This is a genomic window from Providencia sp. PROV269, assembly GCF_028477785.1.
GTDB classification, from domain to species: Bacteria; Pseudomonadota; Gammaproteobacteria; order Enterobacterales; family Enterobacteriaceae; genus Providencia; species Providencia rettgeri.
Map to the genome: position 1 here is coordinate 138,299 of NZ_JAMPLV010000004.1, position 19,467 is coordinate 157,765.

General features: G+C 42.5%; 12 protein-coding genes. 1 reads left to right on the forward strand and 11 read right to left on the reverse strand.

The genetic code is table 11. The annotated features are described in order from the left end of the window. The first annotated feature begins 38 nt into the window (after window positions 1-38). Window positions 39-1,178: a M4 family metallopeptidase gene (locus PR683_RS07100; protein WP_184957485.1), complete on the forward strand. Its 1,140-nt coding sequence runs from the start codon at window positions 39-41 to the stop codon at window positions 1,176-1,178. A gap of 115 nt (window positions 1,179-1,293) precedes the next feature. On the opposite strand, the gene rluF is transcribed toward PR683_RS07100, so the two are convergent. The 11 genes from rluF to PR683_RS07155 all read right to left on the reverse strand — a co-directional run bounded on the left by rluF (window position 1,294) and on the right by PR683_RS07155 (window position 19,214). Then, a complete protein-coding gene (rluF, locus tag PR683_RS07105; RefSeq protein ID WP_109911482.1) occupies window positions 1,294-2,163 on the reverse strand; it encodes a 23S rRNA pseudouridine(2604) synthase RluF in 870 nt (289 codons plus the stop codon). Window positions 2,164-2,344: 181 nt separating this feature from the next. Beyond that, on the reverse strand, window positions 2,345-3,823 hold the full coding sequence (gene der / locus PR683_RS07110) for a ribosome biogenesis GTPase Der (protein WP_004912629.1): 1,479 nt from the start codon (window positions 3,821-3,823) through the stop codon (window positions 2,345-2,347). Between the two features lie 129 nt (window positions 3,824-3,952). After that, entirely contained in the window at window positions 3,953-5,125 is a 1,173-nt protein-coding gene (gene bamB / locus PR683_RS07115) for an outer membrane protein assembly factor BamB (protein ID WP_004912633.1), read from the reverse strand. Between the two features lie 20 nt (window positions 5,126-5,145). Beyond that, complete coding sequence (locus tag PR683_RS07120; protein ID WP_004912636.1) at window positions 5,146-5,769, reverse strand: YfgM family protein; 624 nt, start codon at window positions 5,767-5,769, stop codon at window positions 5,146-5,148. A gap of 10 nt (window positions 5,770-5,779) precedes the next feature. After that, the gene (gene hisS, locus PR683_RS07125; RefSeq protein ID WP_109911481.1) at window positions 5,780-7,057 is read right to left on the reverse strand and encodes a histidine--tRNA ligase; all 1,278 of its coding nucleotides are present in this window, start codon (window positions 7,055-7,057) and stop codon (window positions 5,780-5,782) included. A gap of 219 nt (window positions 7,058-7,276) precedes the next feature. Beyond that, window positions 7,277-8,395, reverse strand: a complete 1,119-nt coding sequence (gene ispG / locus PR683_RS07130) for a flavodoxin-dependent (E)-4-hydroxy-3-methylbut-2-enyl-diphosphate synthase (protein ID WP_004264895.1) — start codon at window positions 8,393-8,395, stop codon at window positions 7,277-7,279. 192 nt (window positions 8,396-8,587) lie between these two features. After that, window positions 8,588-9,532 (reverse strand): cytoskeleton protein RodZ, encoded by a 945-nt coding sequence (gene rodZ / locus PR683_RS07135; protein WP_004912642.1) that lies wholly within the window; start codon window positions 9,530-9,532, stop codon window positions 8,588-8,590. A 202-nt stretch (window positions 9,533-9,734) separates the two neighbouring features. After that, entirely contained in the window at window positions 9,735-10,916 is a 1,182-nt protein-coding gene (locus PR683_RS07140) for a bifunctional tRNA (adenosine(37)-C2)-methyltransferase TrmG/ribosomal RNA large subunit methyltransferase RlmN (RefSeq protein ID WP_004912645.1), read from the reverse strand. Window positions 10,917-11,077: 161 nt separating this feature from the next. After that, on the reverse strand, window positions 11,078-11,503 hold the full coding sequence (gene ndk / locus PR683_RS07145; RefSeq protein WP_004264899.1) for a nucleoside-diphosphate kinase: 426 nt from the start codon (window positions 11,501-11,503) through the stop codon (window positions 11,078-11,080). Window positions 11,504-11,780: 277 nt separating this feature from the next. Beyond that, window positions 11,781-14,102 carry a peptidoglycan glycosyltransferase PbpC gene (gene pbpC, locus PR683_RS07150; protein ID WP_272581730.1) on the reverse strand — a complete coding sequence of 774 codons (2,322 nt, stop codon included), beginning with the start codon at window positions 14,100-14,102 and terminating at the stop codon, window positions 11,781-11,783. 72 nt (window positions 14,103-14,174) lie between these two features. After that, window positions 14,175-19,214, reverse strand: coding sequence for an alpha-2-macroglobulin family protein (locus PR683_RS07155; RefSeq protein WP_211888292.1), 5,040 nt, complete (start codon window positions 19,212-19,214; stop codon window positions 14,175-14,177). Window positions 19,215-19,467 lie beyond the last annotated feature (253 nt).

Sequence of the window (19,467 nt, forward strand, 5' to 3'; positions counted from 1 at the left end):
TTATGATTCCATTTCACCCAACTGAATGGAGTTGTAATATGAATCAAATTTTAGGCCGTTCATTATTATCACCTTGTTTATTAGCAAGTTTAGTCACTAAATCAGGCCACACAGACTTAAAATCAACGCTCACGCATATCAATGATATTATGAGCCGAACCTATTCACATGAAGATGCATTACTCCACCGCAATAATCTTTCAGCATGCCCTATAGATATGATAGGAAAGCGCTATAATCGCTTTATTCGCGATGCTCAACGCCCTGTCCCACATAAAAACCACTGGCATTCCGACCTGCCAATTTGTGAACGTTCAGGACTTTCACCTGATAGCCATATGCCACATGATGACTACGCGGTGATTATGCGCGAAGAAGATACTCATGCGCCATCAGAACCAGCGGGGCAAGTATTTAATTCAATTGGCATTATCCGTACCTTTTTTAAGGAAAAGTTAAATATTGACCAAATTTTTGGCTGTTCTGCTGATATTAATGCGGTTATCCATTATGGAACAAACTACGCTAATGCATTTTGGAATTCTCAAGCTATTTTCTTTGGTGACGGGGATGGAATCGTTTTTGGCCCATTCTATAATGACATCGATATAATCGCTCACGAGCTGGCTCACGGCTTTATTAGTTCAAAAGCTGATTTTAGATATACTTACCAATCTGGTGCGCTCAATGAGTCTGTCGCAGATGTACTTGGGATTATGGTGAAACAATATTTAAATAATGAAACAGCCGATACTTCTAATTGGCTACTAGGCGAAAATTTATTTATTGACCAAATAAATGCGCCGGCACTACGTTCTATGATAAACCCAGGGGATGCTTATTATCTTTCTGACGATGTTAGAGACCCGCAAGTTGGTCATATGTCTCAATATCAGGATTTACCTATTTTTATTGACAATGGCGGCGTACATATTAATTCAGGTATCCCAAATAGAGCCTTTTACCTATTAGCTAAGAGTCTTGGAGGTTATACATGGGACATCGCCGGTAAAATTTGGCTTGAAGCCGTGTCTGACAATAATGTGACAAAGAGAGCCAACTTCATCGAATTTGCTAATGCAACGATCCGTGCTGCTAAGAAATTATTTGATGATAATATCGCGCAAAAAACACAGCAAAGCTGGTTAGATGTTGGACTAGTTTTAAAACTGCAATAATTTATATAAACAGTTTTAAACTAATTTAAGATTAATTTTTCTGTAAAACATAAAGGCCGATAATAAAGAGCTCAAAACAACTCTTTTATTCAGCCTTATTAATCAAACCTGCACGTTAACGTTTTTTCTTTTTTCTACCTGGTTGTGTAAACTTTTTGCGTGTCGGGTTTTCTGGTTTTACTTTGGGTTTACTTGGCGAAGTCTGCTTTGTATTACTTTTGTTAGCAGAAGCTGACTTCTGTGGCTTCTTTACTTTTACGTCTGATTCAGATTTTTCCATCATATCAAATAATTCAATCAGTTCATCATCAGTTAAATCACGCCACTCCCCGACAGGAATGCCTGTTAACTTAACATTCATGATGCGAACACGTTCAAGCTTGGTGACCTCAAAGCCAAAATGCTCACACATACGACGAATTTGACGGTTTAGTCCTTGTACAAGTGTAATTCTAAAAACAAAAGGAGCCTCTTTCTTAACCTTACATTTTTTCGTCATTGTTCCAAGAATGGGTACTCCAGCCCCCATTCCACGAATAAAGTCATCCGTTACGGGTTTATTGACCGTGACTAAATACTCTTTTTCATGAGAATTGCCTGCCCGTAAAATTTTATTCACCAAATCCCCATGGTTGGTGAGAAAAATTAACCCTTGAGAGTCTTTATCTAAGCGGCCAATCGGGAAAATTCGGGTACTATGATTAACATAATCAACAATATTATCTTTTTCACCACTCTCTGTCGTACTAACAATACCGACAGGCTTATTGAGTGCGATTAATACTAAATCTTCTTCATTACGCGGCTCTATTAATTGCCCATTAACTTTTACCACGTCACCAGCAAAAACTTGGTCGCCAATTCCTGCACGCTTACCATTAATAAATACATTACCTTGTTCAATATAACGGTCAGCTTCACGCCTTGAGCAAATACCACTTTCACTAATATATTTGTTTAAACGTGTAGAAGAACGAGTGTCCATAATTTTCCTCAATCTTTGATTCTTACCCTTACGTTCATCATGATATATGCTAGTAACGTAAGGGCGATATTCATTCTTAAAGTATTATCCAGATAATATTAAAAAGCCGTAACATAATGACTTTGTTACGGCTTTTATGCGTTCAATAGGGCTAATTAAGCTTTCATCAGCGCCTTATTGACTAGCGTTTTTTCAAATGCTGCATTAAACGCTTACGCTTACGCAACTGGGTTGGCGTTAACTTATTTTTCTTATCTGCATAAGGGTTTTCTCCCTCTTTAAACAGAATTCGAATTGGCGTTCCCATCACTTGCAATGAACGGCGGAAGTAATTCATCAAATAACGCTTATAGCTATCTGGTAAATCAGAAACTTGGTTACCGTGGATCACTACAATCGGTGGATTGTGTCCCCCAGCATGGGCATACTTCATTTTAACACGACGACCACGAATAAGTGGCGGTTGGTGCTCATCTTCTGCCATCTTCATGATACGAGTTAATAATGCAGTACCTACTCGACGAGTTGCAGACTCATAAGCTTCTTGCACTGATTCAAATAAATTACCCACTCCACTACCATGCAGTGCAGAAATAAAGTGAATACGCGCGAAATCAACAAAACCAAGACGCAGTTCAAGCATGTCTTTTACGTGCTCGCGGTCTTCTGGCTTCATACCATCCCATTTATTGACTGCAATCACCAATGAGCGCCCCGCATTGAGGATAAAGCCAAGTAAAGATAAATCTTGGTCTGAAATACCTTCGCGTGCATCGATAACTAAGAGTACGACGTTCGCGTCTTCAATCGCTTGCAATGTTTTGATAACAGAGAATTTTTCCACTGTTTCTGTAACTTTTCCACGCTTACGCACACCGGCGGTATCGATTAAAATATACTCACGCTCATCGCGTTCCATTGGGATGTAAATGCTGTCACGTGTGGTTCCTGGCATATCAAACACCACAACACGTTCTTCACCTAAAATACGGTTGGTTAATGTCGATTTACCGACATTCGGACGGCCAACGATGGCTAATTTAATCGGTAATGTTGTTGGGTCAAAGTCATCTTCTTCGTCTTCATCAAGCTCACCTTGAGCTTCTAACTCAGCCCAATATGCCGCATTTTCTTCTTCCTCGGTCAACTCAACTTCTTCCTCGTCTTCTTCCACAAAAGGTTTCAACGACTGTTCAATTAACTGAGTAACACCGCGACCATGTGATGCCGCGATCGGATGAATTTCGCCTAGGCCAAGCGAGTAAAAATCTCCGATTGCCGTAGTTACATCAATTCCATCGGTTTTGTTCGCGACTAAATAGGTTTTTTTCTTGCGACTACGAAGATGTTTGGCAATGCCTTCATCAGCGGGCATTAACCCGGCTCTTGCATCAACCATAAACAGAACAATGTCTGCCTCTTCAATTGCTTGCAAGGACTGTGCGGCCATGTGCGTCTCTACGCCTTCCTCAGTCCCATCGATACCACCCGTGTCTATAATAATGAACTCATGCCCTTCAACTTCAGCACGACCATATTTACGATCACGAGTCAGACCGGGAAAGTCCGCTACTAATGCGTCACGGGTACGGGTTAAACGGTTAAATAACGTGGATTTTCCTACGTTTGGACGCCCTACCAGCGCTACGACGGGTATCATTTTTAGATGCCTCACAACTTTTATTAACTAAAGGAATTCTGAGGCTTTAACTCAGAAAACAAAAAACGAAACGGCTCCTATCTTCAGGAACCGTTGATTTTATCGATAAATTGGCGGTTTGTCAGAAAATTAACGTGTTAAGAGGTAAACTGTTCCGTTTTTTGTCTGAACCATTAGCTTATCACTTGCAACCACTGGACGACTGTGAATACCGGAGCTGTTTAATTTGTTTTGTGCTACAAACCCGCCCGTACTCATATCTAACCAATGCAGATAACCTTCTTTATCACCGACCACAAGATAGCCATTATACATTTCTGGCGCAGATAGCCCGCGGTTTAGCAGTTCTTCCTGTGTCCACAGCGTTACACCATCGCTTTTACGAACAGATAACACGCGATCATTTTGGTCGACAAGATACAGGTTTTCACCTGACATCACCATGTCATTGATTGAGCCAAGCTCGCGTTTCCACAGAATTTGACCTGAACGCATATCCAGTGCGGCTAAAGTACCATTATAAGCAATCGCATACACTTTACCGTCATCAATAATTGGTGTCATATCGACATCATTTAAACGGCCGATTTCTGTCGAACTTGTCACTTGAGAAATACGTTGTTGCCAAATTAACTGACCTTGAGACAATAGCACCGCACTGACACGGCCGTTATCCCCACCGACAATCGCAGCACCAAAAGCAACCGCAGGAGCAGATTCACCACGTAATGACAACGATGGTGTATCCATGTTAACGGTCCACTTGATTTCACCACTATTGACATCTAAAGCTTGTAGTTGACCATTACTGGTGTGAATAATAACAAAGTCGTTACTCACAACAGGTTTAGAAAGGGCTTCGCCTGCAACTTCGACATCCCAAGCAACTTGGCCATCTTCTTTGTTCAGAGCAATAACGGTTCCGCGCTCAGTACCCACAAAAATTTTATCACCATCAACGGTTAAACCACCTGATAGCAATGCCGATAAGTTAGCAGAAAGAAAACCCGTGCGTTTAGATAAATCGACTGACCACAGTTCTTTGCCACTATCGAGTTCAAAGGCTTTAACTAAACCTTTGCGGTCTGCTGCATAAACGGCTGAACCATCCCAAACAGGTGATAATTCAGAATAAAATTGTTCAACACCATTTCCAACCGATTTATCCCAAACAATTGATGGGGTGAATTGATTTTCAACCTGTGGAAGTGGCGCCATGATAATAGAATCAGTTTCGCTGGAACAACCGGCAAGTAAAGCTGAAGCGACTAGGCCAACTAAAAGTGTTTTGCGCAACTGCATGTTTGTCGTTTCCTTTCTTCTTATGAATTAGATACGTTGTTCAACTTCAGAGTCAAAATACCTCTAATAGATTGAGAGCCTTCACTTTCTAACCCCTGAGCATAAGCGGCTTTTGCACCAGCTTTATCGCCCTTATGGAGTAAAGCATCGCCACGGACATCCTGTGCCGTTGCTTGCCATGATTTACTTTTAATATTTGCAACTGACGCTATCGCGCCATCAGCATTACCTTGGGCTAATTGCACTCGCGCTAAACGCAAGTTAATTAAATCTTGCATATCCACGGTTTTTGCCTTGGCTAGTGCATTGGTCAATGCAGTTTGTGCATTAGCTAAATCGCCTTTATCCACCGCGATTTGTGCAAGCTCTAAGCCCATCATCGCACTGTATACATCGTCGGTTTCAGCCGCGAATTTTTGCGCTGCAACAATGCCTTGCTCTGAGCCTGAACGTAATTGGCTATTTACTGCTTCAAACTTTTGAGCGCTTTCCTGCAGTACATTCGTTTTATGAGACTGCCAGTAGTTCCAACCAAATACACCACCAACACCAATTACGAGGCCAACAACTAATGCCACGCCATTATTCGCAAAAAAGCGTTTAATCGCATCGACTTGATCATTTTCGTTTGTATAGACTTCCACTTGTCTCTCCTTAACCTAATAACTCGGCGATGCGTGACGCCATAAGTTGCTGCGAAATAGTTTCTTGTACGCCTGTGCGTAAATCTTTCAATGTGACTTGGCTATTTTTAATTTCATCTTCCCCCAAGATCAGTGCAATTTTAGCGCCTTGTTTGTCCGCTCTTGCTAACTGTTTCTTGAAGTTACCACCACCGTGGTTAGTCATTAACCGTAGTGTTGGTAGTGCATCACGTACTTTTTCGGCTACTAATATCGCTGCTTGTTGGCTATCTTCGCCAAAAGAAGCAAGATAAACATCAGCAACTGAAGCATCCGCTGTAAATTCTGGGTTCACTTCTTGGACTAACAACACCATCCGTTCCATACCCATGGCAAAACCAACCGCAGGTGTTGCACGACCGCCTAATTGTTCAACTAAGCCGTCATATCGACCGCCCGCGCAAACTGTGCCTTGTGAGCCCAGTGCCGTTGTTACCCATTCAAAAACGGTGCGGTTGTAGTAGTCAAGACCACGAACTAAGCGTTGATTAACGCGGTATTTAACCCCTGCTGCTTCTAATAACTTACATAAGCCATCAAAGTGCTCACGTGATTCGACATCAAGGTAATCAAACAGTTCAGGTGCATCATTCAATAAAGCCTGAATTTCTTGATTTTTAGAATCCAAAACACGTAGAGGATTTGTATACATGCGACGCTTACAATCTTCATCCAGCTTGTCTTTATGCTGTTCTAAGAAAGCAACTAAAGCCTCACGGTAATTGGCACGCGCTTCTAATGAGCCAATCGAGTTCAGCTCTAAAGTCACATGCTCACTAATGCCTAACGCTTTCCACCAGCGTGCCGTCATTAAGATGACTTCAGCATCGATATCAGGACCCGCAAGACCAAAAACTTCAGCCCCTAACTGGTGAAATTGACGATAACGGCCTTTTTGTGGGCGCTCATAACGGAACATAGGTCCTAAATACCACAAACGCTGTTCCTGATTGTACAGCAAACCATGCTCAATACCGGCACGGACACAACCTGCGGTATTTTCAGGGCGTAATGTCAGACTTTCATCGTTACGGTCATTGAAAGTGTACATTTCTTTTTCAACGACATCCGTCACTTCACCAATCGCTCTGCGAAATAGCGGGGTCTGCTCTACAATCGGGGTACGAATTTCACTAAAACCATAACCCTGTAAAATATTTTTCAATGTTGCTTCGATTTTCTGCCATACACGCGTGTCAGCTGGTAAGTAATCATTCATACCGCGAATGGCTTGGATATTTTTTCCCACTTTATTTCTCTATTTTCAGAATTACATAAGTTTGATTATAAGAGCGAAATATCATCTGGTTCAATCAACAAACACCAATTACTGATACTAATCGGGATTTATCTGTCAATTTGTACGGTGAGCGACCGATTTTAGAAAAAAATGCGGATGATTGATAGAGTGTTTGTTCTAAACATGCCAAACGACTCGGTGAGCCGCTTAGCAGTAGAATACACAAAATTAGTCTTTTAAGTTGACTTCAATCCGCTTGCTTTCATCCATCATCGCCGCTTTGGCTCGAATTTTAGCCTCTAACTGGTCGATAATGTTGTCATTATCAAAACGCTCTTTTTGTCGTTTACCGTCTTCATAAAAACCGCTCTTGGTTTTTGCCCCTGCAACGCCTAGCGTAGAAACTTCCGCTTCACCGGGGCCATTAACCACACAGCCAATAATCGATACATCCATTGGTGTAATGATATCTTCTAAACGCTGTTCTAATTCATTCACGGTACCAATCACATCAAACTCTTGCCGTGAACAAGTTGGGCAAGCAATAAAATTAATACCACGTGAACGAATTCGCAGTGATTTTAAGATATCAAAACCCACTTTAACTTCTTCAACAGGGTCAGCAGCTAAAGAAATACGCAAGGTGTCACCGATACCTTCAGACAATAGCATTCCTAAGCCAATTGCAGATTTTACTGAACCTGCACGGGCACCACCGGCTTCGGTAATCCCTAAATGCAGTGGTTGATCGATTTTATTCGCTAATAAACGGTAAGAGCCGACAGCAAGAAATACATCTGATGCTTTTACACTAACCTTAAACTGATCAAAATTAAGCCTATCTAGGATGTCCACATGACGCATTGCCGACTCAACCAATGCTTCAGGTGTTGGCTCGCCGTACTTCTCTTGAATATCTTTTTCAAGGGAGCCACCATTAACCCCAATACGAATCGGAATATTGTAGTGGCGTGCGCAATCAACAACTTGGCGAATTCGTTCTTCGCTACCAATATTACCTGGGTTAATACGCAAGCAATCAACGCCGTATTCTGCCACTTTTAATGCAATACGATAGTCAAAATGGATATCCGCCACCAATGGAACGCTAACTTGTTGTTTAATCAATTTAAATGCTTCAGCGGCATCCATGGTAGGAACAGAAACACGCACAATATCAACACCCACACGCTCAAGGGATTTTATTTGGCGAACTGTGGCTTCGACATCAGTTGTACGGGTATTAGTCATTGACTGGACAGCGATAGGAGCGCCATCGCCTACGGGTACGCTACCTACATTAATACGGGTGGATTTACGTCTTTTTATCGGTGATTCATTATGCATTTTGGTTTAATTCTCCGAACGTCCATGTGCTCTTTGTTACCGTGGTACTCTTTATTACCGTGATATTCTTTGTTACCGCGATATAGTTTTAACGATTATTTTTATACGCTCAACTATACACAAGAAAGCAAACTATAGCCTATCAAAAAAGATGTTTTCGGATATAGTTTGCTTCTTTTTACCTGTCTGTTTTTAGGCTTCAGGTAACTTCAATTTTGCTGGACGTTTCGCTTTAATGAAGCGGCTTAAATCAACAGTATTGCCTTGAAACTGTACAGTGACATTCGCTGGTGCACCAATATTCAGGCGATAAGGTTGCGGCCCATCAAGTTCCAACTTATCACCATTATTTTTGGTGCCACTAAATAAGATTTTATTATTCGCATCACGAATTTCTAACCAGCACTGGCCAGTAAAATTCAATACTAGGGCTTGGCTGCTTGCAGCAACAGGTTCAGCCGTTTCTGTATTTTGTGTTCTGTCTAATGCAACTGAAGATTGCGGTGCATTAGGCAATGGAATTGTTTTGACAGGCTCGGTAATAGGGTCAGTCGCTAATACGGGCTCTTGAGTTTGTAATTCAAGAGTATTTTCCGGTACAACAGGCGCCGTGTCAGTTGAGACGACCTCTGTTGATGTCAGTAATTCAACCGGTGTGGTGTTATTATCTTGCTGGGACAAAATCAAATCATTTTGATTTGCCATTGAAACTAGCTCATTTTTTTGAGCGTTATGATCCTGCCACCACCATATGCCAACCATTGCGATAAGAACAATCACAATCAACCAAGTCAGCTTCATTAACCAACCTTCGCGCTTTTTGCGTTTTTTCCCCAAAGAATAACTTTGCATAGGAGAAACTTTGGCTAACGTAACGGTTTCTTCCGTTTTCATATACGTTTTTAATTCGCTTTCGGGTATACCTACCATACGAGCGTAAAGACGAATATAGCCTCGTAAAAATGTTGGTTCCACGCCAGCGGGAGCAATATCTTGTTCTATCTCTTTTACCGTACTGATTTTAAGGCACAATCGTTCTGCAACAACATCTTGGGTTAGCCCCATGCGCTCACGTGCTTGCGTCAATAATTGTCCTACTGTGGTCGTAGCTTGTTCGGTATTATTTTCGATAGTCATTTGCTGGCAACACTATTTCCAAGTTTAAAAGATATAAAGCAAACATTGAGCAGCTTTATTCGTCAATAATTTATCATCATGTTGAAACAACAATTAAATTTTTCTTATTGCTTCAACTATTGTAGGTGAACAAAGGCGTTTTGCCTAACTCTAAAACGCCCTAAATCATCACCTAATTCACTGATTCAAGCCTATTTATAAATCAGACTGTTTTTACCTTGATAGGTTCCCCTGCTAAGCGTTTTTTCAACGTTCGTTTTGTTCTGTCGATCACGTCGCCAGCAAGTTGCCCACAGGCAGCATCAATATCATCACCGCGTGTTTTGCGCACTATCGTGGTAAAACCATATCCCATCAATACTTTACAAAAACGGTCAATACGACTATTCGAACTTCTACCGTATGGCGCCCCTGGGAACGGGTTCCATGGAATTAAGTTAATCTTACTCGGTGTATTTTTTAAACATTCCGCTAATTGATGTGCTTGCTCAACACTGTCGTTCACGTGATCTAACATCACATACTCAACAGTTACTCGCCCTGCATTAGCATTCGATTTCGTTAAATAACGATTCACACTGTTGAGGAAGGTTTCAATATTGTATTTTTTATTAATTGGAACGATATCGTCACGGATATCATCTGTTGGCGCATGCAATGAAATCGCTAACGCAACATCAATCATATCCCCTAGCTTATCCAGTGCAGGCACAACACCTGAAGTGGAAATCGTGACACGGCGCTTAGATAGACCAAAGCCGAAGTCATCTAACATAATTTCCATCGCAGGGACGACATTATTCAAATTCAGCAATGGTTCGCCCATTCCCATCATCACAACGTTGGTAATTGGACGACGTCCACTGGATTTCAGTGAACCAATAATTTTGGCAGCTCGCCAAACCTGACCAATAATTTCTGAAACACGTAAGTTACGGTTGAAGCCTTGTTGCGCCGTAGAGCAGAATTTACATTCCAATGCGCAACCCACTTGTGAAGAAACGCACAATGTTGCACGGTCTGCTTCTGGGATATACACCGTTTCAACCAGTTGGTCACCCACTTTGATTGCCCACTTAATGGTGCCATCTGATGAACGCTGTTCATCAGCGACTTCTGGTGCACGAATTTCCGCGACTTCTTTCAGTTTTGCTCTAAGGACTTTATTAATATCGGTCATTTGGTCAAAATCATCATAGCAATAATGATAAATCCATTTCATGACCTGATCCGCGCGGAACGGTTTTTCACCCATTTGAGCAAAGAACTCGCGCATTTGCTTGCGGTTTAAATCGAGTAAATTGGTTTTTTGGTTCGTTTTTTCTGGTGTGACAGAAATAGCGGAAGAAGTTGCACATTGTGCATCTGTCGTCATATCAGACATGGTGTATTGCCTCGTTGTTACACTTTCGGCAGTGCTAGTAGTGAGTATAGCACGACGTAATTTTTGCGGTCTTAAAAATATAATCGCCCCGCTAATCATAGCAGGGCGTCGCATTGTACAAACTTTATAACAATAATGCTAATGCATTAGTTAAAGAAGTCTTAGCGTGGGCAGATTTCATCAGCAGTGAAGAAATACGCGATTTCACGTGCAGCAGATTCTTCAGAGTCTGAACCGTGAGTTGCGTTTTCAGTGAAACTGTCTGCGTAGTCTGCACGTAAAGTACCCGCTAATGCGTTATCTGGGTTAGTTGCGCCCATCAGGTCACGGTGACGTTGGATTGCGTTTTCACCTTCTAACACTTGCAGCATGATAGGGCCTGAAGTCATGAATTCAACCAGACCTTCAAAAAAAGGACGGCCTTTGTGTTCAGCGTAGAAGCCTTCAGCTTGCTCACGAGTCAAATGCATCATTTTAGCAGCGATGATTGTGAAACCCGCGCTTTCAAAACGGTTGTAGATTGCACCAATAACGTTTTTCTTCACAGCGTTTGGTTTAATAATAGAAAATGTACGTTGAACAGTCATAAATAACCTCTTAGCGATTCATTAGGCCTTTATTCTTTATTCTTCCCTGTAACTTAGGATGCAAGAACTTAAAATAGGCATGTTGTAGTTTTTTATATTATTTCTAATTCTATTGTTAGGCCTTTAGACTTCAAAAGCAACCATATCTAGGAAAAAGAAAAATAAGGCGATGATTATAGGGGCTCTGATTACAATTTCCTACAGTCACAACAACATTTTGTTAAATTTTTTATAGCAAAAAACACTATTTTTTCGGGTAAGTCACGTTTTTCATCTATTACTTCACTCTAAACCTCATTGCCGTCACTTGGCCGCTTAAATCTAATACCGAAATTTGGTAGTTCCCACTTTTATCGAGTGTCAGCAAAATAGAACCGTTTTGCTCGGTTGTATTCACTTGTTCTCCGTTTAAAAACCACCATTTCTGCCCTTGCCCACCCTGCGTGACTAAACGTAAATCTAAGCTGGTTTTCCCGGATAGACGCTGTAAAACCTCCCCATCACGGATACCAGAAATCAATAATGGCGGCATTTCTAGCTTCATCGGTGGACACGCTAAATCCGCTTTGGGTAAACGGTTCTCACGTTTTTCACTTGATGGCAACCAAGATTCGACGGTAATAGGCCATAAATGTACTTCTTTTTCTTGGGCATTTGGGCAATCTGCCGCGACTTGAAGCCCTTTGTCATTTACCCAGATTTTTTGTCTTAATCCTAATAGTGACTCTTGATCTCGCGCCATTAAAGTAGGCGGAATGGTATTATCCAAGATCCAACTAAGACGCCTTTGGCGGCAGTTATTATCGTCTTTCAGTAATGAAGTTCCTCCCGGCCAGCAGATCACCGCTTGGCTCACACTGGCAGGTTTTACATCTTTTGGTAGTGGTTCGTGGGATTGATAGATTTTGCTCAGTAACATGCCATTAATTTGGTTCATAATCGGAATGGCGGTTGCAAAGCCTAGTTGTCCCGCAACGGGTGTCGCATCAGGCCGCCCAACCCAAACGCCGATGGTATAACGTGGATTAACACCAATCGCCCACGCATCGCGATAACCATAACTGGTTCCCGTTTTCCATGCCAAATTGAGTTGCCCTGATAAATTAGCCTCAGGAACAGGGCGTGCTTCCCCCCCCATAATACGGCGTACTATCCATGCAGCTCCCGGTGACATCAACACTCTATCGCGAATTTCATCGGCTGGTTTAAAACGTAACGGTGACACATTACCTTTTCGCGCAAATGCGCTATAGGCAGAAACTAAATCTTCCATCCGTGTGGCTGTGCCGCCTAAAATCAGCGACAAGTTTGGTTCACTACCTAACGGAAAACGTAGCTCAGTCCCAACATTGCGCAGTTGAGCCGTAAATCGTTTGCTGCCATACACATCTAACAACTGAACCACCGGTAAATTCAATGAACGAACGAGCGCATCGCTAACACTCACTGGCCCATTAAAACCACTGTCAAAGTTCCCCGGACGATAATCATTAAAGCGCCGTGGAACATCTTGTAATAACGATTCCGCATGGATGAGCCCGTCATCCATAGCTAATGCGTATAAGAATGGTTTTAACGTTGAGCCTGGAGAGCGCCAAGCACTAATCATGTCCACATGACCAAAACGGCTATCATCCTGAAAATCAATTGAGCCAATATACGCTTTCACTGCCATATCTGTATGATCAACCACCAAAATTCCCAATGATGTTTGTTTTGGTAGTTGGTTTTTCCAATTCATGGCCATGTCTTCCAGTTGCCTTTGCAAACTGGCATCGATAGTGGTTTCAATGATGGACTGTTGCGTATCTATGGTCACCCTCCTTGCAAGCAAAGGGGCTGAATGCGGATTCTTTCGCGGTGCTAACCAAATTTGTTCTTGTTTAATATCGGCAACTTTTTCAGAGCTCCAGACTTGGTATTCTTCTAACCTATCCAATACTTTATCACGGGCGGCTTGTGCCCTTTGTGGATAACGGTCTGGCCTTAAACGGCTAGGGGCTTGAGGTAGAACAGCAAAGAGAGCCGCTTCACTCGCCGTCAATTTTGCCGGTGACTTATTCAAATATACCCAACTAGCTGCGCCAATACCTTCAATGGTTCCGCCATACGGAGCACGGTTTAAATACATTTCTAAAATTTCATCTTTCGAATAGTGATATTCGAGTTGAGCCGTACGCCAAAGCTGTTTCAGCTTACCGCCCAATGTTCTTTCATGGGGGTCAATTAACCGTGCAACTTGCATCGAAATGGTACTTCCGCCCGACACAATACGCCCTGAACTCACAAACTGCCCCGCTGCCCTAACTAACGAAAACGGGTTTACCCCCGGGTGACGGTAAAAATGGCGGTCTTCATACGTTAATAACGCTTCGATAAAATCAGGAGAAACCTCTTCGAGTGTAACAGGAAAGCGCCAAATTCCTTCTTTGTCTGCAAAGCGCCACAATGGTGTACCATCAGCTGCAACCACGGTTCGTGCCATTTCAATTTGCTTAATCGGCAACGGCCAAATTTTATCAGCAGCTAAAAAAGCCAGTGGCAAAATAATGACCAACAGAACCAGTGTGATGCCTGTGCGACGTAACCATTTTTTCATTGATGGGAGTACCGAAAATAAATTAAAAAAGCCCTTATATCTGAGTATCAATATAAGGGCTTTAGAAGGTGATTAGCGAACGATTTCTAATTGGCCATCCGAGTAGCCAGTCGCACGCCAGTCAGGGACATACATTGATTCAACTTGTGGTACCGGAATACTATACACACCCGGCGTCACCGCTCGCGCTAAGTAGACTAAGGTCGTTGGGCGGTATTGCTGAACTTCAACCGCAGCCACAAAACGGTCATCACGGTATTCCATATGGCGTATTTGCGATTGCTGCATGTCATCAATTAATTCTTGCAGGTTCGGCGCGGACTCACTCAAATTAGCGCTACTGTTCGCTAAATTTTGGTTTTCCAGTTCTAAGCCTGCGGGCAGCAAGTCAACCACTAACGCATCTGGCACACTTTGGGATGCTTGAACTTCCAGTTTAACCACCACCATTTCACCGCTTCTTAATCTATCTAACGAAATGCGATTGCCTTTCATATCATAGTAGCTACGAGTGATACCTAATACATTCGAGCTTGGTTTTGGTGAATGTTGCGGATAACCCACCACATTTAAGCGTGTATACAAAGTATTCGTTCCGCTGTTTTCGATGCTATAACCTGTCTCCAATTGATCTTTACTCAGGAATTCACTTACAGGTTTATCTGAGACCATTGGGGGTTCTTGGCCATTAATCGTAGCTTTCCACGGTGCTTCACTTTCATTTAAGTAGAAACGACCTGCTAAATATAACGCATTGCTCTCTTGTGTTGAGAAATAACGTTGAGAAGTCAAATTATTAGATAAAGTTTGAAGTTTTTGGTCACGGGATTTTGGCATTAAATTATATTCATTTAATAGCGCAACAATCATCGCATCATCACGGATCACCGAACCGTAATCCCCAACATAGCTGTAGCGGTTACGTTGTTTTTTCAGTCCGTCAATCACTGCACTCTCACCACGTGATTTATCACCCATCAAGTTCAATGCAACTCCAAGCTGAACCAGAGGTAAGCCACTTGCTGCAGAGTTTCTTTGGTTATAAAGTTGACGTAATGCGCCTAACGGTGCTTTTTGCTGTGATGCTAACACTAAACCTGCATAGGCCTGAGTAGCAAAACGAGCGCCCTCATGGTTTTCCGTATACGGGTAGTTGATTTGACTACCATCCTGTAAATAGCTCAGTAGACGCGTATTGGCGTTACTTATCGCCTCTTGCGGGACAGTAAAGCCACGTTGATTGGCTTTATTCAAGAAATCCGCCGCATACGCAGTTAACCAATACTCTTCGCGACCGTTCCTATCCCATAATGAAAAACCGCCATCATTACGTTGCATACTTAACAAATGTGGAATACCAATTTCAATCGCTTTATGGCGGTCCGCATCTGTTTGCGTTTTAATCCCTAACTTATTCAGTTCGGCTTGGGTTGAGAACAATGAAGGGTATAAACCACTGATAGTTTGCTCTAAACAACCGTATGGATAAGCAAATAACTCTCGAATATAACGTGAGATATCTAATGGCGGACGGCTGGTTAACAGAACTTGCCCTTCAATGGTATCCGGTTGCAGGCCTGCAATTTGGTTAGTTGGCAGTGCCCATGAAGTACCTGGCTCAATGGAAGTGGCAAAAGAAACCGTTTCTGCTGGCTGTGCCGGACGAACACCCACTTTCCAACTATTGCTGTAGTCTTTATTGGCTTCGCCTTGAATTTTCACGCCATTAATGGTCATCGAAACTTCGCCTTCACCGAAGCCGTAGTCTGCTCTGACAGGTAAATTAATGGTGGTGCGTTTGCCTTTTGGTAACTCCAACTCACGGCTGCTGACGCCATCAAGTTTCACCATTCCTGATGCCTTGAAATTAACAGTCACATTTTGTGTGTTATCCGTCATATTGGTCAAATCAAGCGCAAAGTAAGACTTATCACCGCCCGCCATAAAGCGAGGCATCGACATTTGTGTCACTAATGGTGCCGCGACAATCACTTTGCTATCCGCATGGCCGAACTCTTTTTCATTCCATGCTTGGGCCATCACACGTAATTCCCCGTTAAAATCAGGGATAGCAAGGCTAATTTCACCCTCACCGTCTTTATTTAATGTGACAGGTTTGGCTTGCTCCGCAATGATTTGCACTTCAGTGAGTGGCTTCATACCACCACGCTCTAATGCCGCATCCTCGCTGTCACCACCAAAGCGTAAGTTAGCAATCTTACCTTGTCCTTCAATTAAGTGGCCATAAACGTCATACTGATCAACGCCATAGCGCTTGCGGCCAAAAAAGGCGTCATACGGGTCTGGGGTTTTGAAATCCGTGATATTTAATACACCAGTATCAACTGCAGATAACAGCACATTCACTTTTTCAGGTAACGGTTTGCCATCTTGCGCTGTCGCTTTAATTTTTACCGTTAAGTCTTGATTAGGGCGCATTTTGTCTGGCGTCGTTAAGGCCAACGCAATCTTACGGTTTTCATCTGCAATTGGTAAATGCAACACACCCACCGCACGTTTCACCGTGGCTTCTTTAGAGTCATCACCTGGACGAACAACGACGGCAGAAACGTATAAATCATGACGAGCCCACTCTTTATTGACTGGGATTTCAACGTCTAAGCCCTTTTCTGGTACATCAATTTCTTCCCACCACAGTGGGCCATTACTCGACTCGAGCAATATATAGCCTTTACCGGCTTTAGGGGATTCAATGCGAACTTTGGCTTTTTCACCTGGTAAATACGCAGGCTTATTCAGGCTGAGTTTCACTTGGTCAGGACGAACTGAACCGCTTCCCCCCGTGTTATCTTGCCATGAATACCCCGCCCAGAATTGAACGCTAGAAACGAGCTGATTCTCTGGGTTTAATACCTCTAAACGGAATGCGCCCCAATCCACAGGGAAGGAGACTTTCGCCGTTCCATCTTTCGCGATGGCAATATTTTCATTTGCCATAACGAGGTCTTTTTGGTCATAATTTGAAGACCAGCCACCACTTTCAGACCAACTCCAGTAATAATCACGGCGTTCGTACACTAAACGCACGGTTAAGTTTTCTGCCGCTAGTTTATTACCCGCCGCATCCGCCATGACTAATTCAAATTCTGCGAGTGAATTTTCATCCACATTGTGGCGTTTGACATAACGATCTGTGCGGTAATCGTAAATTTCTTTTTTGGCAAATAATGGACGAATACCGACTAGTTTTTCCGCAGGCCAAATGGCTTGCTCAGCACGACGCGTCACTGGACGTCCGCCAGCTTCGAGTAAACTTGCTTGTAAAACGGCCGAAATTGGTGAACGTGTTGAGCTCCAATTACTGTTTGGAATTGAAATGACGGTTTCACCGTTGCTGTCCAGCGTCAAGTCAAACTCATCTAATTTACGAGGTAAGCCCTCTTCATTGACAGCGCCAAATTCAAAACCGGGTAATTTTGCTACCGCTTCACGGTCTGCTTTTAAAACAATTTGGCCTTGCAACTGGTTGTCTGCTGCAGGTGCTCCGTATAAATAACGGCCTTGAATATCAAAATCAACCGACTGGTCTGTTAAACGAGGAACATCACTGCCAACAATTTCCAGCGCCATGCGTTCTGGCATGAAATCTTCAACATTGAATTTGTAATAGCGTTGTGGTGAACCGTCACCTAAATCAAAACGTAACGACCAACCGCCCGTTTCTGCATTTTTAGGAATTTCAAATTGGTATTGATATAACCCATTTTGGTTTTCTTCCGGCTGCCACACGAAACTACGAACCACTTGCCCATCTGTTTTTAATACATCAACTTTAACCGGCTGAGTTTTAACTGGGTTACCATCGCCATCACGCAGTAAGCCATTCACCAGCAGCAGTTCACCCGGACGATATAAATCACGCGGCCCAAAGGTGAAAAATTGTTTTGCATAGCCTTCTGGCCCTGAAATATCAAATTCAGACAGGTCAAGTGCCGGCTGCGTGAGATCAATCATACTGGTTTGCCCTTCATGGGTTGCCAGTAATAATTTTCCACCCGCTAATTTATCTAATTGAGCGTGACCATCACCATCTGTGGTGCCTTTTGTCACTAACTGACCTTTTTCATCCAAAATACGTAGCTCAACGCCTTTAATGGCAGAGCCTTTCGCTAAGGATTGCGTGAAAATATCGACTCGGTCTTGGTAACTGTGTAGTGACACGCCAATATCACTTAATGTGAAGACGGTTGCAGGGAATTGATAGCTATAGCTGCCTGCTTTTTGCATGATGGCCAAATATACGCCATCTTGCTGTAATTCTTTGACATCTTTCAACGGAAGTAAAATAGTTTGGCGAGTATTTTTATCTGGATTTAAATCAAAACGGCCGGTATAAGCCAGCTCCACTTTGTCGAGAAACTCTTCTGAATACCAATACTCATAATTACTACGATACTGCCACTGCGCTAAAAATTGTGGCAGCTGCTTTTCATCCACACGGAAGAAATTAACATCAACCTTATCAACATTCAGCGCAATCACAGGTAAACCCTGTGCGACTTTACTCGGTAATAAAGAGCCTTTACTTGCAAAACCAACTGTTGGGATGATTTGCGCCGTGGTGAGTTTTTTCTCAAAACTTTCGGTCGTTGTACGCTCATTAACCGCTTTAATGCCCGGGTTAATGGTGAGGTTTAATTCTTTAGACGGTGGAAGGTGACGAAAACGTAATTCCATTTGGTTATCAGACAGTTCCCAAGCGCCATCTAACTTACCGGTTTTAACATCAATGAGGTTTATGTACTGGCCAAAATCTTGGTTTGCTTGTAATGGAACGGAGAATGTCACCACCATGGCACTCGCACCATCAAGCTGCAATTCAGACGCATCTAAAATGGTGAGATCTTTCCCTGCATATTTTTTTACCATTTCTTCAGTGGAAAGTTTCGGTGCTGCTTTTTTCTGCTCTGCAACTGGCGCTGTTTTAGTTTGATTTTCTGGCGCTGTCGTGGAAACATTTGGCTCATTTTTGGTTGCTTCTTCTGTATTATCACAACCGGCCAATGCCACGACAGATGCCAACGCAAGTGCTAAATAACGCTTTTTGGTTTTTAGACCCGCCAATGAAGCCCAACTAGATTGTTGTTTCATTACCGCCCGCCCTTTAATTAGTTAAAATTTATTCTGTTTTTTTAAGGTTTTAACAGGAGGTTAAAACCCACTATATACTTGGAAATGGCTAAAAACACACACAGATAAATACTGCTGATATTGTTTCAATTATCAATATAATTTAACAGAATGTGATTAGAACACCTATCAGACAAAACGGAAAAAATGATGGGCGAGAAAAACAGTGAAATGAAATAATATTTTTTAAATAGTAAGCAGAATATATATTTAA